22 protein-coding genes are annotated in these 22,575 nt (G+C 59.8%); 9 read left to right on the top strand and 13 right to left on the bottom strand.

The features are described from left to right. Positions 1-121: 121 nt before the first annotated feature. From ACXAJT_RS23790 to ACXAJT_RS23805, 4 genes are all read right to left on the bottom strand, one after another. The gene (locus ACXAJT_RS23790) at positions 122-1,573 is read right to left on the bottom strand and encodes an extracellular solute-binding protein (protein ID WP_475240110.1); all 1,452 of its coding nucleotides are present in this window, start codon (positions 1,571-1,573) and stop codon (positions 122-124) included. A 152-nt stretch (positions 1,574-1,725) separates the two neighbouring features. Continuing rightward, positions 1,726-2,607: a carbohydrate ABC transporter permease gene (locus ACXAJT_RS23795; RefSeq protein WP_475240113.1), complete on the bottom strand. Its 882-nt coding sequence runs from the start codon at positions 2,605-2,607 to the stop codon at positions 1,726-1,728. A gap of 5 nt (positions 2,608-2,612) precedes the next feature. Further along, positions 2,613-3,608: an ABC transporter permease gene (locus ACXAJT_RS23800; protein WP_475240116.1), complete on the bottom strand. Its 996-nt coding sequence runs from the start codon at positions 3,606-3,608 to the stop codon at positions 2,613-2,615. Further along, positions 3,605-4,699: an ABC transporter ATP-binding protein gene (locus ACXAJT_RS23805; protein ID WP_475240118.1), complete on the bottom strand. Its 1,095-nt coding sequence runs from the start codon at positions 4,697-4,699 to the stop codon at positions 3,605-3,607. Before ACXAJT_RS23805 ends, ACXAJT_RS23800 begins: the two co-directional genes overlap by 4 nt. A gap of 223 nt (positions 4,700-4,922) precedes the next feature. On the opposite strand from ACXAJT_RS23805, the gene ACXAJT_RS23810 reads away from it, so the two are divergent. The 5 genes from ACXAJT_RS23810 to ACXAJT_RS23830 all read left to right on the top strand — a co-directional run bounded on the left by ACXAJT_RS23810 (position 4,923) and on the right by ACXAJT_RS23830 (position 9,948). Further along, the gene (locus tag ACXAJT_RS23810; RefSeq protein ID WP_475240121.1) at positions 4,923-5,618 is read left to right on the top strand and encodes a GntR family transcriptional regulator; all 696 of its coding nucleotides are present in this window, start codon (positions 4,923-4,925) and stop codon (positions 5,616-5,618) included. Between the two features lie 167 nt (positions 5,619-5,785). Further along, positions 5,786-6,772 carry a TRAP transporter substrate-binding protein gene (locus tag ACXAJT_RS23815; RefSeq protein WP_475240124.1) on the top strand — a complete coding sequence of 329 codons (987 nt, stop codon included), beginning with the start codon at positions 5,786-5,788 and terminating at the stop codon, positions 6,770-6,772. Between the two features lie 49 nt (positions 6,773-6,821). Further along, a complete protein-coding gene (locus ACXAJT_RS23820; protein ID WP_475240126.1) occupies positions 6,822-7,361 on the top strand; it encodes a TRAP transporter small permease in 540 nt (179 codons plus the stop codon). Continuing rightward, on the top strand, positions 7,361-8,644 hold the full coding sequence (locus ACXAJT_RS23825; protein WP_475240129.1) for a TRAP transporter large permease: 1,284 nt from the start codon (positions 7,361-7,363) through the stop codon (positions 8,642-8,644). The genes ACXAJT_RS23820 and ACXAJT_RS23825 overlap by 1 nt, the downstream gene beginning before the upstream one ends. Before the next feature lie 38 nt (positions 8,645-8,682). Next, positions 8,683-9,948: an MATE family efflux transporter gene (locus ACXAJT_RS23830; protein WP_475240131.1), complete on the top strand. Its 1,266-nt coding sequence runs from the start codon at positions 8,683-8,685 to the stop codon at positions 9,946-9,948. On the opposite strand, the gene ACXAJT_RS23835 is transcribed toward ACXAJT_RS23830, so the two are convergent. Beyond that, positions 9,927-10,538: a TetR/AcrR family transcriptional regulator gene (locus ACXAJT_RS23835; protein WP_475240134.1), complete on the bottom strand. Its 612-nt coding sequence runs from the start codon at positions 10,536-10,538 to the stop codon at positions 9,927-9,929. The genes ACXAJT_RS23830 and ACXAJT_RS23835 overlap by 22 nt on opposite strands. 135 nt (positions 10,539-10,673) lie before the next feature. Here ACXAJT_RS23835 and ACXAJT_RS23840 point away from each other — a divergent pair, with 135 nt between their 5' ends. Further along, complete coding sequence (locus ACXAJT_RS23840) at positions 10,674-11,237, top strand: carboxymuconolactone decarboxylase family protein (protein WP_475240136.1); 564 nt, start codon at positions 10,674-10,676, stop codon at positions 11,235-11,237. A gap of 47 nt (positions 11,238-11,284) precedes the next feature. On the opposite strand, the gene ACXAJT_RS23845 is transcribed toward ACXAJT_RS23840, so the two are convergent. Continuing rightward, positions 11,285-12,169 carry a LysR family transcriptional regulator gene (locus tag ACXAJT_RS23845; RefSeq protein ID WP_475240138.1) on the bottom strand — a complete coding sequence of 295 codons (885 nt, stop codon included), beginning with the start codon at positions 12,167-12,169 and terminating at the stop codon, positions 11,285-11,287. 99 nt (positions 12,170-12,268) lie between these two features. Between ACXAJT_RS23845 and ACXAJT_RS23850 the strand changes: the two genes are divergently transcribed. Continuing rightward, complete coding sequence (locus ACXAJT_RS23850; RefSeq protein WP_475240139.1) at positions 12,269-12,760, top strand: lactoylglutathione lyase family protein; 492 nt, start codon at positions 12,269-12,271, stop codon at positions 12,758-12,760. An 87-nt stretch (positions 12,761-12,847) separates the two neighbouring features. Here ACXAJT_RS23850 and ACXAJT_RS23855 read toward each other — a convergent pair whose 3' ends face one another. The 5 genes from ACXAJT_RS23855 to ACXAJT_RS23875 all read right to left on the bottom strand — a co-directional run bounded on the left by ACXAJT_RS23855 (position 12,848) and on the right by ACXAJT_RS23875 (position 18,204). Further along, positions 12,848-14,362: an aldehyde dehydrogenase (NADP(+)) gene (locus tag ACXAJT_RS23855; RefSeq protein WP_475240141.1), complete on the bottom strand. Its 1,515-nt coding sequence runs from the start codon at positions 14,360-14,362 to the stop codon at positions 12,848-12,850. 2 nt (positions 14,363-14,364) lie between these two features. After that, positions 14,365-15,099, bottom strand: a complete 735-nt coding sequence (locus ACXAJT_RS23860) for a ribonuclease activity regulator RraA (RefSeq protein ID WP_475240143.1) — start codon at positions 15,097-15,099, stop codon at positions 14,365-14,367. Positions 15,100-15,136: 37 nt separating this feature from the next. After that, positions 15,137-16,657: a tripartite tricarboxylate transporter permease gene (locus ACXAJT_RS23865; RefSeq protein WP_475240146.1), complete on the bottom strand. Its 1,521-nt coding sequence runs from the start codon at positions 16,655-16,657 to the stop codon at positions 15,137-15,139. Beyond that, entirely contained in the window at positions 16,657-17,130 is a 474-nt protein-coding gene (locus ACXAJT_RS23870) for a tripartite tricarboxylate transporter TctB family protein (protein WP_475240149.1), read from the bottom strand. Before ACXAJT_RS23870 ends, ACXAJT_RS23865 begins: the two co-directional genes overlap by 1 nt. Positions 17,131-17,202: 72 nt before the next feature. Then, positions 17,203-18,204 carry a Bug family tripartite tricarboxylate transporter substrate binding protein gene (locus ACXAJT_RS23875; RefSeq protein WP_475240151.1) on the bottom strand — a complete coding sequence of 334 codons (1,002 nt, stop codon included), beginning with the start codon at positions 18,202-18,204 and terminating at the stop codon, positions 17,203-17,205. 227 nt (positions 18,205-18,431) lie between these two features. On the opposite strand from ACXAJT_RS23875, the gene ACXAJT_RS23880 reads away from it, so the two are divergent. Beyond that, a complete protein-coding gene (locus tag ACXAJT_RS23880) occupies positions 18,432-19,433 on the top strand; it encodes a Gfo/Idh/MocA family protein (RefSeq protein WP_475240154.1) in 1,002 nt (333 codons plus the stop codon). A gap of 29 nt (positions 19,434-19,462) precedes the next feature. Beyond that, a complete protein-coding gene (locus ACXAJT_RS23885) occupies positions 19,463-20,161 on the top strand; it encodes a FadR/GntR family transcriptional regulator (RefSeq protein WP_475240156.1) in 699 nt (232 codons plus the stop codon). Between the two features lie 546 nt (positions 20,162-20,707). Here ACXAJT_RS23885 and ACXAJT_RS23890 read toward each other — a convergent pair. Beyond that, on the bottom strand, positions 20,708-21,730 hold the full coding sequence (locus ACXAJT_RS23890; RefSeq protein WP_475240159.1) for a zinc-binding alcohol dehydrogenase family protein: 1,023 nt from the start codon (positions 21,728-21,730) through the stop codon (positions 20,708-20,710). Further along, positions 21,727-22,548: an ATP-binding cassette domain-containing protein gene (locus tag ACXAJT_RS23895; RefSeq protein ID WP_475240161.1), complete on the bottom strand. Its 822-nt coding sequence runs from the start codon at positions 22,546-22,548 to the stop codon at positions 21,727-21,729. Before ACXAJT_RS23895 ends, ACXAJT_RS23890 begins: the two co-directional genes overlap by 4 nt. Positions 22,549-22,575 lie beyond the last annotated feature (27 nt).

Consider the following 22,575-nt stretch of genomic DNA (forward strand, 5'->3'; position numbering starts at 1 on the left):
GGGGTATCTTTCGGATCGAATGAATGGATTGGCGGGGCAGAGATTGGAGCGCCCTGCCCTCGCCATGCTGCCGCGTAGCTCCGGGACAGCCCCGGTGGTTCTGCGGCGCGTCAGGAAAGGGTCAGTTGTACTGGCGTGCGTAAGCCGAGTTCATGACCTCTAGCACCTGCGATAGCCCCATCTTGTCGAGCGTCGCAACGTAGCTGTCCCAGTCAGCCGTCACATCGCCGGAGCCGAGGATCCAGGCTTGCTGGCGTTCTAACATATAGGTCACAAGAGTAGGCCAATACTTGTCGTAGACTTCTTGCTCTTCCATGTTGAAGGAAACGCCAAGGAATTGATCGACGAGCAGATCCTCGGTGTCGTAGAGCTCGATACCCTCGCGCGCCGAGTCCCGCGTCCACTGCCACTCGTAGCGATAGTCCTGTGGGTAGCCGCGATAGATCTGAGCCCCTTCCAGATACATCTGGCTGTTCACCGGCTGGCCGGACTCCAGCACTGCCTCGGTGAATACCGGCTCTCCGTCGACCATGTTCCAGGTCTTACCCTCAACACCAAAGTTGGCCAGCAGGGCGCCTTCTTCCGAGAACCAGTAGTCGAAATACTTAATCGTCTCGACGGGGTGTTCGTTGGCATAGGTGATCGCCCAGCCATCGGGTTTCATCGGAATACGGCGGTTCTCCTCGATCCGCTTGCCGCTCTCGGACTTCGGCGGCAGGAACGGGATGAAGTTGAAGCCTTCGATCTTGTCAGCGAGCGCGACGTTGTAGCCGGAGGTCGATGCGAACCAGTCGTGCGTCATGCCGCCAAGGTCTTCACCCAGAAGGTAGTCGCGTGAAGACGAGCCGCGGGTAAACACTTCGGGATCAATCAGCCCTTCGGCGTACCATTTGGCGATATTGGCAAGGCCATCGCGATAGGCTTCCTGCGCATAAGGGTGAACAACCGTACCATCTTCCGATACGTAAAATTGGTGATACACGTCGGCTCCGGTAGAGCGCGCATCCCATAGCACGAGCAGGCGCAGCACCTCTTCCCAATCACGCGCGAAGAACGGAACCTCGTCCTTCAGCCCGTTGCCGTTCGGGTCCTGATCGCGAAAAGCCACCAGCACGTCATAGAGCTCATCAACGTTGTCAGGGCGCTCCAATCCAAGCTGGTCCAACCAGTCCTGTCGTACAAACCAAGCACGGGCATATTTTCCGTCCGGAAGATACGGGATGTAATAGACGTTGCCGTCGTAGGAAGCGATGGCGTTCCAGATATCGGGATGTTCGTCGAACCACGCTTTTATGTTGGGCGCGTGCTCTGCCACCAGATCGTTCAGTGGCACGAAGGCGCCTTCGGGCCCGTATTGGTTCACCGGCTGCTGGATGTTGTTGCCACCGACGATATCGGGCATGGACCCCGCCGCCAACAGCAGGTTCATGGCCTCGTTGTTGTCCTTGGTGTTTCGGCCGGAGGTCTGGTCGACCAGATGCACCCCGGTACGCTCGCGGGCGACCTCTTCGACCGGGTAAATCTTCGAGGTATCCCCGCCGGGCCCGTACCCTTGGGCACGCGGCCAATGCATGTGGATACTGAGTTCGAGCGGCTTGTCCACAATAGGCAACTCAGTGTCGGCAAAGGCCGGTGATGTTAGGGCCGTCGAGCCAAGAATGGCCAGGGCAGTCTTCACAACTCGCATGGTTTCCTCCCTTTTGCGAAGTCTTGCGTCCGTCTTGGTCACTCCTTTACCCCGCCAAGGAGAATCCCCTTGGTGAAGTACTTCTGCAGAAACGGGTAGATGAGCAGGATCGGGATGATCGAACAGACGATGATGGCGGCGCTGATGGTCTCGAAGGAATAGGCCGCCGTCAGCAACGTGCTCGCGAATTCCTCGTCGTCGCTGAGGTCAGCGATGACCTTGCGCAGGAAGACCTGTAGCGGGATCTTCTCCTCGTCCTGCAACAACACCATAGCCCAGAAGAAGCCGTTCCAGCGTGACACGATACAGAACAGCGCAACCGTGGCGATGGCCGGCTTCGAAAGCGGCACGTACACCTTCCAGAGCACTTGGAATTCATTGGCGCCATCCATGCGCGCTGCTTCCTCGAAGCTCTGCGGCACGCTTTCAAAAAAGTTGCGCAACAGGATGATGTTAAAACCGTTGACCGCGAAGCCGATGATGATGCCGAAATAGCTGTCCAGCAGGCCAAGGTCGCGCATATTCAGGAAGAAGGGGATGAGCCCCGCGTTGAACCACATGGTAAATGCGACCACGAGGTTCCAGAATCTCCGGCCGTAGAGTTGCGGCCGCGACAGGGCGTAGGCTCCGGGAATGATGAAAGCGAGGCTCATCAAGGTGCCAAAGATCGTGTAGATGAAGGTGTTCTTGTAGCTGATCCAAAACTGCGGGTCGGAAAGAACGTATTTATAGGCCTCCAGCGTAAAGCCCACCGGGGTCAGCACAACGTTCCCGGCCCGTGCCTCGAACCCGGTGCTTATTGAGAGCGAGGCCATGTAAATGAAAGGGTACAGCGTCGAGAGTGTGAAAAGCCCGATGAGCACCATGTTCACGATGACGAAGATCCGGTCGCCACGGGAGTAGAGGTTCATGTTTGCCATTGCTGTCACCAGAGCGATGTACGCGAGAAGCGCTTGGAAATTGAGTTGGCCGTCATCACCAGGACGAAGGCAACCACGGCATTGAACAGGCCGGCGGCAGCGGCAAAGTCGTACTGTCCCGATTGCAGGCCCTGCCGATAGATGAAGGAGTTCACAACGTCGGCGGTCTCATATGTGGCGGGCTGGTAGAGAAGGATCACCATCTCGAAGCTTACTTCGAGAATATTTCCGATACGAATGATCAGCATGATGATGATCGTCGGCAGGATGCTGGGAATGGTGATCTTCCACATCATCTGCCAGCGGTTCGCACCATCGACCACGGCGGATTCATAAAGCGTCGGTGACACCCCTGCGATAGCCGCAAGGTAGACGATCGACTGGAAGCCAGCCTCCTGCCAGATGCCGGTGCCCACAAAGATCGGACGGAACCACTCGGGGCGTGTCAGGAAATACACAGGCTCTATCCCGAACCAGCCAAGGAATGTATTCACGATCCCGGCTGAAGGGCTGAAGGCCGTGATGACGATGCCCGCGATGATTACCGAGGATATGAAGTGCGGCAGGTAGACAATCGTCTGCGCAGTCTTCTTGAAGGTCTGGTTCAGGACTTCGTTGAACATCAAGGCCAGAAGGATCGGCATGGGGAAACCGAAGAGCAGCGTGTAGAAGCTCATGATGATCGTATTCTTCAGCGCGCGCAGGAATTGATCATTGCCGAACAGAGTCTGAAAATGCTCCAGCCCGATCCAGGGGCTGCCCTCGATGCCGCGGAAGATCGAGTAGTCCTTGAAGGCAATCTGCAGCCCGTACATTGGCTTATAGAGAAAAACGACGAGCCAGATGATGGTCGGCAATAACATCAGGTACAGCTGCCATTCCCGGCGGATATGGTCGCCCACTTTGACGATGCGCGATGGTTGACGATGGCGTTGCGCTTCGCGGGCTTCTATGACGATGCCTTCGGTCGGCGTTCCTTCAATGTCGGTCGTATCGCTCATGCCGCTGCCTCGACGGGCGTGTGCTGGCCCTCCAGAGCGCGACCGGTGGCGCCATCGAAGACCCGGAGGAGATGCGGTGGCACGCAAAACTCCGCGTGGCTGCCCATGGCCGGCACGCCGCCGATGGTGGCGTGCCGGATGACGAACGGGTTGCCGCAAAGGCTCGCGTGGATCAGCGCTTCGGAGCCCAATGTCTCGACCAAATCGACCTCGACCTTCACGCCGTCTCCAAGCGTGACGAACTCCGGCCGGATACCCACCGTGATCTCCTGCCCCAACTTCAGTCCCGGCAAAGCGTTCAGCGGGAGTGCTTGATCCTCAAAAGAGGCGCAAGGCTTGCCGTCCTTTGCGGCAACGGTCGCCTTGACCATGTTCATTGGCGGCGACCCGAGGAAACTGGCGACAAATGTGTTGGCCGGGTTGAGGAAAAGGTCCATCGGCGTACCAATCTGCTCGATGTGGCCGTCGCTCATAACCACGATGCGGTCAGCGAGGGTCATGGCCTCTACTTGATCGTGGGTCACGTAGATAGACGTCGCTCCGAGACGTTTGTGAAGACGTTTGATCTCCGCGCGCATCTGCGTGCGCAGCTTGGCATCGAGGTTCGAAAGCGGTTCGTCGAACAGGAAAACCTTGGGGCGGCGCACGATGGCGCGCCCCATGGCAACGCGTTGGCGTTGTCCTCCGGATAGGTCGGCTGGCCGCCGGTCGAGGTATTTCGTCAGTCCCAGAATCTGCGCGACCTCATCTACCGACGAGGTGATGGTGTCTTTCGGCTCTCTACGAATGCGCAGGCCGAAGGCAATGTTGTCAGCCACATTCAGATGCGGGTAGAGTGCATAGTTCTGGAAGACCATGGCCACGTCGCGATCCTTCGGCGCGATGCGGTTTACTACGCTGGAGTCGATGGTCAGTGTGCCGGCGCTGATCTCCTCGAGCCCTGCGATCATGCGCAGCGTGGTCGACTTGCCGCAGCCGGAAGGCCCCACAAGAACAACAAATTCCCCTGGCTGAACGTCCAGGTCGATGCCGTGAACGACCTGCAAGGCGCCATACTTTTTGACGATACCGTCGAGACGGACTCCGGACATGTGGTCTCCTCCCCCCATGCATGGCCACCCTAGGGTCGCCCTTTGTCTGACGGAGAAGGTGACGCGATTCTGCACTTCTGTCAATTCTTGTATCCAAGTTGGGATACCAGTATGCTGAGTACATTAGCGCCACATGGCGTCAAACCATCGTCAGCGCCGATCGTGTTTCACTGGCGGCGGCAGCCTCACGCGGGCTATAAGGCCTGGATCCAGAGGAGCGCGCATGAACAAGATCACCAAACTACGCAAGGACAAGCGCAGCACCGTCGACGAGATCGTCGATTTTCTTTACCGTGAGATCACAACGTTGCGCCTTCTGCCCGGCACGCGGATCTCGGAGCCCGACATCGCAGAGCGGTTTGGCGTTTCTCGCCAGCCCGTGCGTGACGCTTTTCGCAGGCTTGAGGCGATGGACCTTATTCTCGTGCGACCAAAAAAGGCCACGGAAGTGCGCAAGTTCTCGGCCCTCGCCATCGAGAAAAGCCGCTTCGTGCGTGCCGCAGTCGAGGCAGCGGCACTGCGGGAAGCCGCGAGACGATGCGGAAAAGCTGATGGTTACCAGCTCGATGCCTGCATTGCGATGCAGCACAAGGCGCTTGCCGAGAATGACTATGCGGGCTTTGGAAAGCTCGACTATGAGTTCCATGAGCAAATCTGCAACATAGGCTGTGTGCCCTATGCCTTCGACGTCATTCGGTCGGAAAAGGCTAAGGTTGACCGGTTGTGCGTTCTGGGGTTGGCAAAAGAGCGGCGCATGCCGGAACTGATTGCCGACCATGAAGCCATCGCCGCAGCGATCAAGGCGAACGACCCCGAAACAGCTGCCAGCGCAGGCATGCTACATTTGTCCCGGTTGGACGAAACAATCGCTGCCATCCGGGTGAACAGCGCCGCCTATTTCGAGGACGGCGACGCCTAAACCTCCCTTCATTCCTCGCTCCGAGACCCGCCTTCAGTGGGCAAGTTCGGCTTGCCAATTCCCAAATTGGCAAGAATCATCTTGTATCCAAGAACAAATACAAAGATGCTGCATTCGCCAAGGCGTTTGAGGAGACGCCGGGCACATGCATTACAGGGAGGAACAGCATGACATTTCTCACTCGCGTTACTCGCACCACCGCCATTGTCGCCCTAACGGCGGGGCTTGCCTCTACCGCCACCGCCCAGACGTTGCGCGGCTGGAACATTCACGTAGAGGACTATCCCGTCTCCATCGCCATGGAGAGCTTCATCGACGAAGTCACCGAAAAGACCGGCGGCGAGATCACGGGCAAGGTATTCCACAATGGAGTGCTGGGCTCGCAGCCCGACGCCATCGAACAAATGCGCCTCGGCGCGCTGGATTTCGGTGAATTCAGCCTCGGCCCGATGGGACCTGTCGTGCCGGAGACCAACGTGGTGTCACTGCCCTTCATCTTTGACTCGGTGCCCGAGATGTACCGCCTGATGGACGGCGAAGTGGGGGACGCCATCGGCGCAGGCATGGAAGCCAAGGGTATCAAGGCGCTCGGCTGGTACGCGGCCGGGGCCCGCAGCTTCTACAACTCCGTGCGCCCCATCAACACGCCTGCCGATGTTGAAGGCCTGAAGGTGCGCGTCATGTCCAACGATCTCTTCGTCGACATGATCGCTGCGATGGACGGCAACGCGACGCCCATGGCCTTTGCAGAGGTCTACCAGTCCCTGAAGACAGGGGTGGTCGACGGCGCCGAGAACAATCCCCCCAGCTACGAGTCGACCAACCACTACGAAGTGGCAAAGTTCTTTTCGCTGTCTGAACATCTGATCATTCCGGAATGCCTCTGTATGTCCCTGAAGACTTGGGAAGCGTTTACCCCGGAGCAGCAAGACATCGTGATGGCAGCGGGCCGGGCGAGCGCGGACTACCAGCGCGAGCTCTGGGCTGAGCGCGAGGCCGCCAGCATCGAGACGGTTAAGGCCGGTGGTACCGAAGTGAACACCATCGAGGACAAGGCGCCGTTCCAGGCGGCGATGGCTCCGGTCTACGACAAGTTTCTTGAGGAGAACCCTGCGCTGACCGACTTGGTCAATCTGATCCGCACTGCCGAGTAACGCCACTGGGGGCCGCGCGCTGCGGCCCCCGACTTTCGAAAGACTGCTTATGTCAAAAGTACCGACCCTTTACCGGCGTATCGAACGGGGCCTCGACCTTGTTCGGACGCTGTGCTTGGGCGTGGCCTCGGTGGCCCTTGTCGTGCTGATTGTCACCTTCGGGTGGCTGGTCTTCGGCCGCTATGTCCTGAACGTGACGCCCACTTGGGTAGAACAGCTCGCGCTCCTGCTGATCTGCTATATCGCCTTTCTCGGTGCCGCGGCTGGGGTCCGGGAGGACACACACATTGGCGTCACCCTATTCCGCGACATGCTGCCCGTGCCGCTGCAAAAGCTGATGATGATCGGGATTGATTTTGTGCTCGCGGGCTTCGGTCTTCTCATTCTGTTGGCCGGACTCGAACTAATGGCCTTCGGCATGGACACGGTGCTGCCAATGCTCGGACTGCCCGAGGCGGTGCGGACCGCAGCGATTACCACGCTCGGCGCTCTGATGGTTCTTTTCGCTGGGCTTCGTGGAGTGCTGCGCATCTGGCGCTTCAGGACCTGGTCCCCGCTGGACCTCCCCATCGATCAAGAGGTGAAGTGATGGGCTTAGCTATTCTCCTTGGTATTTTCGCCGCGGGTGTCGTCATTGGCATGCCCGTCGCATTCGCGATGGGGCTTGCCGCAGCTTCAGCCTTTGCCTTTGAGGGCTTTCCTGCCGTGATTACCTTCCAGCGCGCGACCTCTGGTGTCTCGGTCTTTTCGCTGCTGGCGATCCCTTTCTTCATCTTCGCGGGCGAAATCATGCTGCATGGCGGCATTGCCCGCCGTCTCGTCCGACTGGCGTCCGCGCTTGTGGGGCACCTCAAGGGCGGGCTGGCGATGGTCAATATCTTCTCGTCCATGCTGTTCGGAGGCATTTCGGGCTCTGCTGTTGCCGATATCTCGGCTTTGGGTTCTCTCCTGGTGCCAGTCATGAAGGAGCGTGGTTACCGCCCGGACTTCGCCGTGAATGTCACAGTAACAAGCTCCATCGCAGGCATCGTCATTCCTCCCAGCCATAACATGATCATCTTCGCCGTAGCCGCAGGTGGGGGCATCTCTATCTCAGGCCTGTTCCTTGCCGGCGTCATTCCCGGCATGCTCATGTGCGTCTGCCTCGCCGTGGCAGCTTACATCTTGTCCGTGAAGCACAATTACCCCGCCGAGCCCTTTCCCGGCTGGAGAGCCGTCGGAGAAGCAGCTCTCGATGCGCTGCCTGGCTTCATGACCGCGGTGATCATTGTCGGGGGCACCCTCTCGGGCATCTTCACTGTGACCGAATCCGGCGCGTTTGGTGCAATCTACGCGCTGCTTCTGACGGTGTTTTACTATCGTAGCCTTTCGCTCAAGGACTTCCAAAGAGCGGTCACAGGCGCCGTCAGAACCACCGCCATGGTGATGATCCTCATCGCTTTTGCCAGTTCGTTCGCCTATCTGCTGGCTCTCTACCAGGTGCCCGCGAAACTGTCGGATTTGCTGGTCACAGTTTCTGACAATCCGATCATCATCCTGCTCATGATCAACGTGATCCTTCTGGTACTCGGGATGATCATGGACATGGCGGCACTAATCCTCATTTGCACCCCAATCTTCCTGCCAATCGCCAAAGGCTTGGGGATGGAGCCGACGCAATTCGGTATCATGCTGCTGATCAACCTCGGCATCGGGCTCTGCACACCGCCAGTGGGCACGTGCCTCTTTGTCGGCTGCGCCGTGGGCCGCATCCGAATGGAGCAGGCCTTGAAATCGATCTGGCCCTTCTATCTCGCGATCTTCGGCGCACTCATGCTGGTGACCTACGTGCCGGGCGTATCGCTCTGGTTGCCGTCCGTGCTTCTGGAATGAGTTCCGAAACCCGACGACTTATAGGCCTCGCCTGGCCTATGGCGGTTCGCATGCTGATGCTGCATGGCATCGTCGTCATCGATGCCTGGCTGGTGGCCCCTCTGGGTGAAGAAGCGCTGGCGGCGATGGGCCTCGCCAGTGCCATCGGCGGGCTGCTGTTGGGAGCACAGAATGCCTTTGCCAACGCTTCGCAGATCCTTGCGGCGCAGGCATATGGCTCAGGGAGTCCCTCCCGCTTGCGCGCCACTTTCCACGAAGGGCTGGCGATCAGCCTGATGGTCTGCCTTTTGGGTCTCGGCGCTCTTTGGCTGGCCGCCGACAGCCTGCTCGCCATGTCCGGACAGAACTCTGATGTTCAAGCGGGTGCGCGCACCTACTTGGTCATCTTCGTCGGCGTTGTGATCAGCGAAGCCGTAGCTCAGAGCCTCACAGCTTTTTGCAACGGAACTGGCGACACGCGGAGGCCACTCATCAGCTATCTCTTGTCGGTGCCCGTGAACGTCACCCTGTCATGGGCACTGATCCACGGACACTACGGCCTGCCACATATGGGCTTGGCTGGCGCAGCGATCGGCAGCGTGGCTGGTGCCGTTTTGCGCGTCGGGTATTTGATCGGACTTCGACTGCGACCAGTGTCGGACGTCGAGATGCCGCCTCTTTGGCGGGGCATGAAATCGCATTTGGCCTTTGCCCTGCCAGTGGCTGCGACCTTCTTCAGTGCGCAGGCGTCTTCCAGCGTCTGTATGTTGATTTATGCTGCCTACGATGTCCGGCAGTTCGCGGCGCTGACCCTGATCCTGCCATGGATACAGGTGGCTGGTACCTTCGGCATGGCCTGGGCGCAGGCGGTCGGCATTTTCGTAGCGCAACATCTTGGCCGCGAAGGCCCTTCAGAAAGCTTGCGCGGCGCACTGCGAATGGCGTGGAAAGGAGCATTCCTCATGTCCGCGGTAGTGGCGAGCCTCTATACAATGGTGATCCTCTCCTCGGATCCACTCTATCCCTCGCTGGCGCCGGAGACCCGCGCTGCTTTGATCAGCTTCCTTCCTGTTTTAATCCTACTCCCCTGGCCCAAGAATTCGAATGCGATCTGTGGCAACTCGCTGCGCGCTGCCGGGCGTACTGTCTACGTGATGCACATCTTTTTGTGGTCGCAATGGGCCTTCAAAGTGCCACTTAGCGCGGCGCTGGTGCTCTGGTTGGACGCGCCCGTCGTCTGGGTGGTCGCACTGCTTCTTGCCGAAGAGCTCGTGAAGCTCTGGCCGTTCCACAATGGCGTACGTCAGGCGCTCTGGCGAGCTTGATCCTTCGCTGCGCGTCCGATCTCAGACGCCAGATCATCGCACAACTCTCGCATGCGCTTAGGATCGGTCTCCCTCTGAGCCTGAACCTTCAGGCCGAAGATGTAGGTCTGAATGCGTCGCGCCAATCGCGCTGTATCCGTCGACTCCGGCAATTCGTTCTTCGCTTGCGCAGCCCGAAGAGCCGTTCCAATTACCTGCTCCACGTGATCGAGATGCATGGTGACAAAGCTGCGTAGATCGCCGTCGTCAGGCAGATCCAGAAGCGACTTCACCAACATGCAGGCCGTCGAGGGACGATCACACGGGGCAAGATTTGCCAAGCCCTCGAGGTACCCTTGGAGCGCCACAATTGGCGTCTCGCTGGCCGCGATCAGGGCCTCCATCTCTCTTGTCATGCGCTCAGCGTAACGGTTCAGCGTGGCGCGAAAAAGCGCCTCCTTACTCTGAAAGGCTGCGTAAATTGACCCAGGCTTCATGTGCAGCGCTCCCTCAAGGTCCTTCAGAGACGTGGCATGATAGCCTTTCTTCCAGAAGAGGATCATCGCGGCCTCAAGGGCGGTATCACGGTCATATGAAGCGGTGCGTGCCATTGCTCTACTTAAAGCGTGCAGCGACCAAGGTGCAATGGATCACAAAAAATTTGAGCATTCACTCAAATCGGCACTTGAGCATTCGCTCAAAAATAAGCAGGTTGGCCGTACCAGTCTGATACGAAAGGCCACAGAATGACCAAGTTTGAAAAACTCGACGAGACCACCGCCCCCTCCGCGGCCGTTCCGCTGATCGAAAAATCCAAAGCTGCATTTGGCCGGCTGCCCGGCCTGCACGCGGTCATGGCCCGCGCGCCGTCGCTGCTGGATGGATACCAAGTACTGCACCGCCTCTTCGCCGAAGAGACCTCGTTTGACGCCGAAGAGAAAACCGTCGTCTGGCAGACCATCAACGTCTACCACAAGTGCCATTACTGCGTGCCCGCCCACACCGGCATCGCCAAGATGATGAAGGTAGACGACGAAATCTCCGACGCGCTGCGCGACGAAACACCGCTGCCCACACCCAAGTTGGAAGCGCTTCGCACCTTTACGCTGAAGATGACTGACAGCCGCGGGAACCCGAGCGACAGCGATTTGGAGGCCTTTTACGCCGCCGGCTATGGCGAGCAGCAGGTGCTGGAAATCGTGCTCTGCATCGCACAAAAGGTGATGAGCAACTATACCAACCATCTCGCCGAGACGCCCGTGGATGCGCCCATGCAGCAGTACGCTTGGACGCCGAAGGCAGAACGCTGACGTCACACTAATGGCAGGCGGCGCGCTTGGGCTGCGCCGCCTGCCAATTACAGGGTCTCAGCGAGGCTGAGTGCCACTTTCATGACCCGCTGCAAGCGTTTGCTCGGCACAATGGCCCGCCGCGTAATCAACCAAAGCTCATGAAACTGTGGTTGCGGCAGCGTTGCGATCTTTATCCGATGTGCTTCAGGGAAAGCAGACAAACCACTGCGAGGCAGAAGAGTGTAACCAACACCCGATGCGACCGGGGTTGGAATTTGACCAATCTGGTTCACGCTCGTCCGGATCTTCAGGCGATCTGCCCCCGAAAATTCCGAAGGAAAATTTCGGGAAAATAGGTCATCTGCGTAGCTATAAGCATCGGGATGCGCGACCAGCCCAAGGACTTCGAGAGTGCCAAAGCCCACCGGCTCAGGGGTGCCTTCGGGCAAAACCAGGCACAACTCTTCCCTACCGATGTTTTGCGCGGCAATGCGAGGGTGCCCCGGATCTTCGTCGATGACACCGAGATCGAAGTCCCCGTTCAAGACCCCTTCCAATACACGACTACTCGGCGCCGCCTCCACGTGAACCGACAGAGCCTCAGCTTCGCGCATCATATCAATGGCTCGCGGGTAAAACATCATGGCAAAGCTGCCAGAGCAAGCAACGCGCACCTCCCCGGTGTCAGGTTCATCGCGGCCGATCGCCTGACGTAGCACGCGCTCCTCCGCACGTCGCTTCAAACCGAGATCTTTCAAGACCTCACCCGCCGGCGTAAGCGTAAACCCTTTACCTTCTTGCAAGATCAGCGCCTTGCCGATCTGCAACTCAAGCTTGCGCAACTGTTGCGAAACGCCGGGTTGCGTCATGTTGAGCCGCTCAGCCGCGCGCGTGAAATGGCCCTCCTCCGCGAGGACCGTAAAGGTCTCGATCCAAGTAGCGTTGAGCATGCATTCATTACGAATTGTTTGGATTAGGATGAGAATTGATAATTTCACAAAACCCGGCCCGCTGTCTACCTCTCCTGCACGAGATCATAGGAGACCAACATGACCCCACGTACCTTTTCCCATATCGGCCTTTCGGTTCCCGACCTTGAAGCAGCGGTGAAGTTTTACTCTGAAGTCCTGGGCTTTTACGTGCTGATGCCTCCGAGCGAGGTCACCGAAGATGACAGCGCCATTGGCACGATGTGCACCGATGTCTTCGGGCCGGGCTGGCAACATCTGCGCATAGCACATCTGTCCACCGGGGACGGGATTGGCGTGGAGCTCTTCGAGTTCAAAGGAAACTATGAACCAGAGAACAACTTCGACTACCGACGCCACGGCACCTTCCATTTCGCAATTCAAGACCCTGATCTCGAAGCGTTGTTGGAACGGATCGTCGCCGCCGGTGGCAAGCAGCGGATGCCTGTGCGAGAGTATTTTCCTGGCGAAAAGCCCTATCGCATGGTCTACGTCGAAGATCCCTTCGGGAACATTTTCGAGATCTATTCGCACAGCTACGAGCTGACTTATTCAGCCGGTGCTTATGCCTGATGCGATACGCCGCCCCTGGTCGAAAGATCCGGGGCGGCGTAAAAGAGGGTGACCGGTGGCCTTAGCCCCCATCCTGCATGCATGGGGCTACTTCAGGTCCTCGGGCAGCAGGGCTTCTGGAATGTTCTGGTAGCAAACCGGACGCAGGAACCGCCGGATTGAAAGCGTTCCTACAGACGTTGCACCGAAGTTCGTCGAAGCTGGATATGGTCCGCCATGCACCATCGCGCCGGACACTTCGACCCCGGTGGGAAAACCGTTCGCAAGGACTCTCCCCGCCATCTTGTCCAGCAAAGGCAAAAGAACGCGGCCAAGATCGGTGTCACCTTCGTCGAGCTGAAGGGTCGCAGTCAATTGTCCCACGAAGCTCCCCGCAACCCGCTCCATTTCGGCCGCGTCCGCGACCCGAATGATCAGACCAAGAGGCCCGAAGACCTCTTCGGACAACGCATGTTCGGCCAGCCAGTCTTGTGCGGAAACCTCGAACAACTGCGGCAGCGCCGAACGGCCATCACATGCATTGCGTATAAGCGTCTGCACGCCGGCGCCCCCCGCCACGCGCTCCACCCCTTCATTGAAAGAAATCGCCATGGCGTCCGTCAGCATGGTCTGCGGCGCCATCTCAGCCAATGCAGCACGCACAGCGTCACGGAAGTCATCCGCTTCTGGCCCGTCGACGATGATCGCAATGCCTGGGTTCGTGCAAAATTGTCCAGCCCCCATGGTCAGGCTCGCGGCCCAGGAGGCACCGATTTCGCGACCACGCGCAGAGGCCGCTTGAGGCAGAACAAACATCGGATTGACACTGCCCAGTTCACCAAAGAACGGGATCGGCTCCGGACGGGCGGCACAAAGGTTGAACAGGGCACGTCCCCCACCAAGACTCCCCGTGAAGCCAACTGCCTTGATCCGTGGGTCCTGCACAAGAGCCTCGCCTACTGAGCGGCTTCCGCCATGAACGAGGCTAAAGATGCCAGGATCGAGGCCAAGTTCCGTAATTGCTTCGGTGATGGCGTCCGCGACAATTTCACTGACGCCAGGATGGGCTTCATGGCCCTTGACCACCACCGGACAGCCCGCAGCGAGCGCGGCGGCCGTGTCACCCCCTGCAACCGAAAAGGCCAGCGGAAAATTGGATGCGCCAAACACCGCAACTGGGCCGATAGGACGTTGCATCATGCGCAAGTCGGGGCGCGGCAGAGGTGCGCGGTCGGGCAACGCTTCATCATAGCGCCGGTCAAGGTAAGCACCGTCGCGGATGTGTGTCGCGAAGAGGCGTAGTTGGCCTGTTGTGCGCCCACGCTCGCCCTGAAGTCGCGCCTCCGGTAGGCCGGTCTCTGCGGCGCCGACGACGGTGATTGCCTCACCACGTTTATCAATCTGGTCTGCAATCGCATCAAGCAACTTGGCGCGCTGCTCACGCGAAGTCGCCGCAAAGCCCGCGAACGCCTGCCCTGCTGCGGCACATGCGCGCTCGACCAACTGCGGATCGCCAGCAGAGAAACTTGCTGCTTCGCCTGTGGCAGGTGAGGATTTGAAGGTCATCTCGGATGAAACCCTCTCGCCCGCGATCAGGTGAGCGCCGTGGAAATGATAAGTCATGTTCAGCGCCCCGTGCGTGCTTGCCACTCTGCGAACTTTGTTAGGTTTTCATCATCCGTGGGGGGATAGAGCCCAATGACGCCAGCCCCTTCTTCGACTTGATCTAGAACGAAATCCTCGAAGGTTTCCATGGCGGTGCATTCGTCGGCGATCTCTTCGGCAAGATGTGCAGGGATCACCATCACGCCATCCGCATCGCCTAGCATTACGTCACCAGGAAACACTGGAGCATCGCCACATGAAATCGGCACATTGATGTCGATCGCCTCGTGCAGCGTCAGGTTCGTCGGGGCGGAAGGGCAGGCGAAATAAGCGGGCATGTCCAGAGCTCCAATCCCCACAGCATCTCGGACACCGCCATCAGACACCACACCCGCTGCGCCGCGCTTGGCGAGCCGCGTCACGAGAATGGACCCTGCGGTGGCCGCACGACTGTCCTTGCGGGCATCCATTACCAATACGCACCCCGGCGGACAGGTTTCGATTGCGACGCGCTGCTTGTGCTCGCGGCTACGGAAGGCAGTGAGCGGGTTCCGGTCTTCACGTGCGGGGATGTAGCGCAGAGTGAACGCCTGGCCGACCATGGTCACCGGCTTGCGCTCCACCGGCACGACGCCTTGCACGAACTGGTTGCGCAGCCCGCGCTTGTAAAGTGCGGTCGCAACCGAGGCGGTCGAGACCTTTAGCAGCTTCTGCCGGGTCTCTTCGGACAGGACGAAATCTGTCTCGTCTTTCATGTCTGGGTCCATCCTTTGTATTGAAAGCGGGCCGCGGTTAGCGCGGCGTAGGTGTCAGTTTGGTGAGGCGGCGCTGACGCACCGCTTTTGCCACGGAGAAGATCCATAGGAGCAACACGGCAGCGCCAAGAGTCGCGGCGATGGGGCGCTCGAAGAACGCCAGGAGGTCACCTCCGGACTTGATCATCGAAGTCATGAACATGCGCTCGAACATTGGGCCAAGCACGAGGCCGAGTATGATGGGCGCCACCGGCACCTCGTTTTCCTCAAGCAACCAGCCTGCCACGCCCATGCCGAACATGATCATAATCCCGAACACGGAATTGGTCATGGCAAAGGCGCCGACGATACACAGCAGCAGCACGATAGGAAGCAGCACGCGAGACGGCACGCGTAGGGCCTGCTTGGACAGCTTCACCGCACCCCAGCCCAGGGGCACCATCATCAACGTCGTCAAAACGAAGATCATAAAAACTGCATAGATCAGTTGCGGGTTCGTCAGGAACACGGTCGGACCGGGGTTCATGCCCTTCATGTAAAGCACACCGATCACGATGGCGGTGACGCTGTCGCCGGGAATGCCAAAGACCAGCGCCGGAATCCAAGAACCTCCGATCGCCGCATTGTTGCCCGCTGAAGCGTCGACAATCCCTTCTACATGGCCGGAGCCGTATTTCTCGGGCGTCTTCGAGAATTTTTTGGACACCGCATAGGACATCCAGGCGGCGATATCTGCCCCTGCCCCAGGCAGTGCGCCGATCAGCACGCCCATCAACGAACCACGCGCAACATTGGTCGGATGGCGTCGGATAATGCCGCCGACTCCCTTAAACAGCGGGCCGGAAGCTTTCGGCGTCGCTGCCACCGCGCGGCGGCCATGTAGGCGAATCGTGCCCCGCATAACCTCGGCCAGCGCAAATAGCCCGATCATTGCCGGGATGAATTCTATCCCCGCCAGAAGGTCCGTCACCCCGAAGGTGAAGCGCGGCACGCCGGTGGTCGGGTCCAGCCCAACGGTAGCCAGCAGCAGTCCCAACAACAGTGCCACAGCTGCCTTAACCGGGTCCCTGGAGGACACGAAGATCGCGCATGACAGACCCAGCGTCGCGAGCCAGAAGTATTCGAACGAGGTGAATTTCAGCGCGAATTCCGCCAGCAGCGGCGCGGCCACCACAAGTACGGCGATGCCGATCAAGCCACCGATGCAAGAGACGATCAAATTCGCCCCCAACGCCTCATTCAAGCGACCTTGCAGGGTCAATCGGTGACTGTCCTCGACATAGGCGGCAGAGGCGGGCGTGCCGGGAATGCGCAGGAGCGCGCCGGGGATATCCCCGGCAAAGATTGCCATGCTGCTGGCCGAAACGATTGCCGCCAACGCCGGTATCGGCTCCATGAAAAATGTCAGCGGCACCAGAAGTGCCGTGGCCATGGTGGCTGTGAGGCCCGGCATTGCACCAATGAACATGCCAAAGGCTCCGGCGACGAGCGCCGCAACGAGCACCTCGGGCGAGAGCACCAGTGTTAGAGCCTGCGAAAGAACATCAATGCCCGGCATCACAGCACCCCGTCCATCAGGCCGCGCGGCAGCGGCACGCGAAGGAGACCAGCGAAGAGCCACCAGCATACAATCGTCGTGGGCAGCGCGATCAACACTGCTTGAACCATTGGCACGCGCAAAACCACGAAGAGTGCGGACAGCCCAATCACTGCGACGGGTAGAAAGCCAAGCAGTGGCGACAGTCCGATGTGAGCCAGAACGTTGCCCAGAACTGCCAACAGCGCAGGCGTGCCACCTGCGCGAAGATCAGGCACCAAGGCGACCCATGGGCCCGACACGGAACGCCGCGCCCGCAGGTCACGTAGTGTGAGGACCGCGCCAGAAACGACGAAGCCTGCCGCCAACAGCGAGGGCAACAGAGCCGCGCCGTAGGGCTGGCCAGCGAAGTCCGGAAACTGTGATGCCTGCCACAGCACCACGACGCCAAACAGAACAAAGAATGCGCCCAAAAGCGCGTCGGTAACTTTCATGGCTCCCCCCAAAGTCGAAGATAGCTGCGACCGGACCGAACTGGCCCGGACGCACAATGGCCAAATTGGAGGTCAGCCGTCGGAAATCAGTCCGGCGGCGGCCATGGTCTGACCCATTTGAGTATCGGCCTCGGCCATCATCTGGCCGTGCGCTTCGGGGTCCAGATATCGGATGTTGAAGCCGCGCCCATTCATGAACTCCACAAACTCTGGATCTTCGGCGATCTCCGCCAATGCGGCGGCAACCGCGGCAGCGGCATCCTCGGGCATGTCCTTCGGGCCGCAGATGCCCCGCCAGGTCGCCAGGGCGAAGTCCGCTGCGCCAGTCTCGATAAGTGTCGGCACGTCCGGATGGCTTGCTGCGCGCTCAGACCCCATCAGCGCCAGGTTCGCCGCTCGGCCCGCATCCACCATCGCCTTCGTTTCACCCAAAGATACGGTCACGATGTCCACGCCGCCGGCGATTAGATCCTGCATGGCCGGCGCGGAGCCTTCAGATGGCACCCAAGTCACGTGGTTGCCATCTAGACCCAGCGACTGCAGCCAACCCACCAGGGCAAGATGCCAGATGCCTCCCTGTGAGGTACCGGATGCCTTGAATGTGCCCGGTGCGGACGCTTTCACCGCTTCGGTGAGCGACGCAATGTCCTGATAGTCGCCATTCGACGACACGGTGATCGCCGGGCTGTCGGCATTCATTAGGCCCAACGGAGTGTAATCTTCATAGGACAGATCGGTCAGCCCGAGATGATGCATCATCGCGATTTCCACGGTGACAACACCCAAGGTGTAACCATCAGCCGGCGCGGTCGCGATTGCAGAATGACCGATGACCCCTGCCCCACCGGTCCGGTTCACAACATTGAACGGCTGACCGAGCCGCTTTTCCAATAGAGCCGCGATCATGCGACCCGTGGCATCTGTACCGCCGCCTGCGCCCCAGGGGACGATCATCGTCACTGGACGCTCCGGGAAAGCCTGCGCCCATGCCGGACCGGCTGCCAGCCCCAAAGCTGACACCGAAGCCGCACCAGCCATGAAGCTACGGCGCGAAGGTTTGTAATAATTAGACATGCGTTCCTCCCTTGAACATCATCATCATCCAGCACTCGGACGGGATGCGCCGAACCCCCTTCATTCAAAGAGCGTTCTTCGATCATGTGCCGAAGTCTGGCTCGAATCAGAACCTATGAAGCACGGAGCCGAGGCCTGATTTGTCAGGATTTGTAATGTTTAGTATTGAAGTGTCAATAGAGGTAATCTAGGCGTGACCAGCAAACAGAAACATGGGAGGGCCGGAAATGGCTAATGACACACTAAAGGTAGCGATCGCAGGGGCCGGAGCGATCAGCCAATTTCACCTCATTGGATGGCAAGCGCAGGCAGGCGTTGAGATTGTTGGGATCTGCGATCCCGACATGGACAAAGCACACGCACAAGCGGAGGCCTTCGGTATCTCTCGCGTCTTTGGCGACGTGGCGGAAATGCTGGACGAGACGCAGCCTGACGCTGTCGACATCATTACCCCGGTGGGCAGTCACGCGCCGCTGGTGCGCATCGCCGCCGACAAGGGCGTGCACGTGATGTGCCAGAAACCCATGACCCCTACGGTGGCCGAGGCCGAGACTCTCATCACTGATGTAGGTGAGCGCGTGCGCTTCATGGTTCATGAAAACTACCGCTTTCGTCCGCACTACGCTGAGCTGGCGCAACGGATGCAGGACGGAGAGGTCGGCAGGCTGCGTCATGCGCGCATGACGGTCCGCGCCTCGGCAGTTTGGGACTACGAAGGCAAGAAGCCCTTTCTACTGGGGCGCCAGCCTTACCTCGCGGATTTCCGTCGTCTCTTGGTGTTCGAAGTGCTGATCCACCATTTGGATGCTTTGCGCGCGATCATCGGCGAAATGGACGTGGTCAGCGCAACCCTGGACCGCATCAACCCGAACCTGAAGGGCGAGGATGTCGCGTTGATACAGCTACGCGCTGAGAATGGCGCGCTGGTCGTCATCGATGCCAACATCGCCGCTCCCGGACACCCGCCACTTCCGACAGACAGGTTGGAACTACTGGGCGAGACCGACACCCTAATTTATGATCGCGACCGGATCACGCTGCTCTCGCGACCGGACGCGGTGTCACAGCATGACCTCACGGCCAACTACCAGGCCTGCTTCACCGGCGCGGTTACTGACTTTACTGAAGGACTGCGCAGCGGGCGAAAGTTTCAGACCGATAGGCTGGACAACCTCAAAACATTGCGGCTTATGGAAAGCATTTATCGCGCGGCGGGGATCGAGATCTGACCGTGCGCACATCCACGACGGAGGCAAACGTGAGCAGCGCCGGAAAACCATCCTTGGCAGACCAGGTCTATGAGCACCTTCTGACGCGGATTACCGACGAAACTTACGAACTGCACAGCCGTTTGCCCAACGAGGAGTGTCTAGCGCAAGAGTTCGGCGTATCGCGGCCCGTCGTGCGGGCCGCACTCGCCCGACTCCGCACCGACGGCATTGTCCAGTCCCGCCGAGGGTCCGGCAGCTATGTCGTACGCCGACCTGACTGCAAGGTAGGGAGCTTTGTCTCGCTCGGCTCGATCACAGACATCCAGAGGTGCTACGAGTTTCGCATCGACTTGGAAGGCGCCGCGGCAGGTTGGGCGGCACGCCGGCGGGACGAAGATGACCTTCGCGACATCGAGAAGACACTGCGAGAGTTGGAAACTCGCTATCAGGAGAAAGAATTGGCGATAGAAGCTGACCAGCGGTTTCACCTCGCAGTCGCGCGAGCTTCACACAACGCGTTCTTTGTCTCGACGCTTGAATCACTGCGACAACAGATCGCTTTTGGCGTGTCCTTATCGCGTTCACTGACGATGCTGGACGAACCGCAGCGGCAAGAGAAAGTGCTGTCCGAGCACCACGACATCTTGGATGCCATCCGCGCTAAGGACCACGGAGGTGCGGAACGAGCTATGCGCGCGCACATCACCGCCGCCAAGAATAGGATGTTTATCGGCCAAGAAAAGTAATGGGCAACTTTACGCTTACACGCTTCGCGGCCCCCTCCCCGCGCGGTGTTGTTCTGACTGGACCGGGGAGCTTGCCAGCCGCGTGCCTGTTGCGAGTTGAGCCGGCTGATCCGGTGCGGGGTACGGAGACCATACCATCATGAAGAAGCGCTCAGAAAAAATGATCGGGCCAGCCCGCCCAGCCCTCGGATAAGGCTATACTATGTGATGGCTGACATCCGATGTCAGCGCTTCGAGAGCATCCAATATGTAACGCGCGTCATCGGCGGCTCGTTCGCCTTCTACAGTAGCCGTCAACCTAGTCAGGCGCTTGCCATGCCACGCCCGCCGAGGCATTCAGATTGGCGTCTCAATTTACGCAGCTTTTGCTGGGTCGATCCTGCCCAGCGAAAGCGCGTATCGCCCCTCTGTGGCGGTCTCCCTTTCGCGGGCAGGATTGCGGCGCTGCTACGCTTTCCTGGTGATCGTGTCGCCGCCAGAGGGTCAGCGCCCTAATGGGCCTCGACCGGTGTCCTGCGCCCGAGGGCCGAATGTCCCGGCACCCGCTTACCCCAGCGGCATGACCACGGCTTTGATCAGTGCATCTCGATCCTTGGCCAACCGCGGGAAGCGCTCGGGTAGACCCCCCAAGGCAATGCTTTCCGAAAGCAAAGCGTCCGTGTCGATATCGCCCACCGCGATGGCCGCCATTACCCGCTCGAAATCCGACCTCAGCGCGTTGCGCGAGCCAATGATGCGGGTCTCGCGCTTGTGGAAGTCGGCATCGTCGAAGGTGATCTCGTTTTTCACCACGCTGACCAGCACGTAGGACGAGCCATGCGCCAAGAGCGGAAAGCCCGCCTCGATGGCTTTCGCATTGCCGGTGGCGTCGAAGATCAGGTCGAAGCCGTCCGACAGGTTTCCTTTCAGGATCGGCTCTCCCGCCACGTGCAGATGCTCGAACCCGAAAAGCCGCTGCGCCTGCTCGAGCCGCGCGGGGCTCAGGTCCATCAGGTGCACCTCGGCCCCTTCGAGCCGGGCAAAGAGCGCCGTGCCGAGCCCGATCGGCCCCGCCCCAGTCACGAGCACCCGGTCGCCGGCCATGATGTCCGAGCGGCGCACCGCATGGGCACCGATGGCGAGGAACTCCACCATGGCCGCCTGCTCGGGCCGCAGCCCCTCGGCGGCGTAGAGATTGCCCGCAGGCACCGCGATGCGCGCGCAGAGCCCGCCGTCGCGGTGCACGCCCAGCACCTCTATGGAGATGCAGCAATTCGGCTTGCCGCGCTGACACGCCCTGCACTTGCCGCAGGATAGATAGGGGTTGATCACGACGAGCTCGCCCTTGCTCCAGCCCGCCGCATCCTCGGCGACATGGCCGGAGAGCTCGTGACCGATTACACGCGGGTACTCCAAGAATGGGTGCTTATTCTCGAGGATGTGATAGTCGGTGCCACAGAGGCCGACGGCGGCAATATCCACCAACACCCAGCCCTCGGGGGTGCTGGCGGGCTTCGGCCGCGCCTCGAGCGCGAATTTGCCAGGCTCGACGCAGATGCCGCAGAGCATGGTCTCGGTGTGACTGTTCATAGCGCCGCCTCCAACTCGCCTAGGTTGCGCGGCCGCCAGTTGGTCGGCAGCTCGCCCTTAATGATCAACGACAGGATGTCGTCCTTGTGCACCTCGTCGATGTCATGGGCGCCGACAAGGTTGCCCTTGTTCATCACCACCACCCGGTCGCAGAGATCGAAAACATCGTGCATGTCGTGGCTGACGAGGAAGATGCCGATGCCCTGCGCCCTTAGCTTGCGGATGAGGTCAGCGACCATCGCCGTCTCAGAGGGGCCGAGCGCCGCCGTCGGCTCGTCCATGATCAGGATCTTCACGTCGAAGTAGATGGCGCGAGCAATCGCGATAACCTGGCGCTGGCCGCCCGATAGGCTGGAGACCGGGTCCATGAGGTTCGTGAAATTCGGGTTCAGCGTCGCCAGCACCTTGCGCGCCTCGGCCAGCATGCGCTTGTCGTCGAGATTGCCGAAGCGGGTCTTGAGCTCGCGCCCCAGAAACAGGTTGGACGGCGCGTCGAGGTGATCGGCCAGCGCCAACGTCTGGTAGATGGTCTCGACGCCATGCGAGCGCGCGTCCTGCGGCGAGCCCATCTCGACCACGTCACCGCCGATGCGGATTTCGCCGCGGCTCGGCGCCATGGCGCCCGAAAGGATGCGCATCAAGCAGGACTTGCCCGCACCGTTGTGGCCGAGTACGCCGACCACCTCGCCGGGGCACAAGTCCAGCGACACCCCGTCCACGGCCACGACGCCGCCGAAGTGCTTCTCGATGCCGCGCATCTCGACGAGGGGGGTGGTCTCGGCGTCAATCCGGGCGGCGGCTTGCTGGGACTGGCTCATGCTTCGCTTCCTTCCATGGGTCTGACC

Source organism: Salipiger sp. ABF4_146 (assembly GCF_056161345.1).

Coding starts and splice junctions, on each gene's coding strand:
- ACXAJT_RS23790 (WP_475240110.1), bottom strand. CDS start 1,573: ATGCATTGGCCGCGTGCCCAAGGGTACGGGCCCGGCGGGGATACCTCG.
- ACXAJT_RS23795 (WP_475240113.1), bottom strand. CDS start 2,607: ATGGCAAACATGAACCTCTACTCCCGTGGCGACCGGATCTTCGTCATC.
- ACXAJT_RS23800 (WP_475240116.1), bottom strand. CDS start 3,608: ATGAGCGATACGACCGACATTGAAGGAACGCCGACCGAAGGCATCGTC.
- ACXAJT_RS23805 (WP_475240118.1), bottom strand. CDS start 4,699: ATGTCCGGAGTCCGTCTCGACGGTATCGTCAAAAAGTATGGCGCCTTG.
- ACXAJT_RS23810 (WP_475240121.1), top strand. CDS start 4,923: ATGAACAAGATCACCAAACTACGCAAGGACAAGCGCAGCACCGTCGAC.
- ACXAJT_RS23815 (WP_475240124.1), top strand. CDS start 5,786: ATGACATTTCTCACTCGCGTTACTCGCACCACCGCCATTGTCGCCCTA.
- ACXAJT_RS23820 (WP_475240126.1), top strand. CDS start 6,822: ATGTCAAAAGTACCGACCCTTTACCGGCGTATCGAACGGGGCCTCGAC.
- ACXAJT_RS23825 (WP_475240129.1), top strand. CDS start 7,361: ATGGGCTTAGCTATTCTCCTTGGTATTTTCGCCGCGGGTGTCGTCATT.
- ACXAJT_RS23830 (WP_475240131.1), top strand. CDS start 8,683: ATGGCGGTTCGCATGCTGATGCTGCATGGCATCGTCGTCATCGATGCC.
- ACXAJT_RS23835 (WP_475240134.1), bottom strand. CDS start 10,538: ATGGCACGCACCGCTTCATATGACCGTGATACCGCCCTTGAGGCCGCG.
- ACXAJT_RS23840 (WP_475240136.1), top strand. CDS start 10,674: ATGACCAAGTTTGAAAAACTCGACGAGACCACCGCCCCCTCCGCGGCC.
- ACXAJT_RS23845 (WP_475240138.1), bottom strand. CDS start 12,169: ATGCTCAACGCTACTTGGATCGAGACCTTTACGGTCCTCGCGGAGGAG.
- ACXAJT_RS23850 (WP_475240139.1), top strand. CDS start 12,269: ATGACCCCACGTACCTTTTCCCATATCGGCCTTTCGGTTCCCGACCTT.
- ACXAJT_RS23855 (WP_475240141.1), bottom strand. CDS start 14,362: ATGACTTATCATTTCCACGGCGCTCACCTGATCGCGGGCGAGAGGGTT.
- ACXAJT_RS23860 (WP_475240143.1), bottom strand. CDS start 15,099: ATGAAAGACGAGACAGATTTCGTCCTGTCCGAAGAGACCCGGCAGAAG.
- ACXAJT_RS23865 (WP_475240146.1), bottom strand. CDS start 16,657: ATGCCGGGCATTGATGTTCTTTCGCAGGCTCTAACACTGGTGCTCTCG.
- ACXAJT_RS23870 (WP_475240149.1), bottom strand. CDS start 17,130: ATGAAAGTTACCGACGCGCTTTTGGGCGCATTCTTTGTTCTGTTTGGC.
- ACXAJT_RS23875 (WP_475240151.1), bottom strand. CDS start 18,204: ATGTCTAATTATTACAAACCTTCGCGCCGTAGCTTCATGGCTGGTGCG.
- ACXAJT_RS23880 (WP_475240154.1), top strand. CDS start 18,432: ATGGCTAATGACACACTAAAGGTAGCGATCGCAGGGGCCGGAGCGATC.
- ACXAJT_RS23890 (WP_475240159.1), bottom strand. CDS start 21,730: ATGAACAGTCACACCGAGACCATGCTCTGCGGCATCTGCGTCGAGCCT.
- ACXAJT_RS23895 (WP_475240161.1), bottom strand. CDS start 22,548: ATGAGCCAGTCCCAGCAAGCCGCCGCCCGGATTGACGCCGAGACCACC.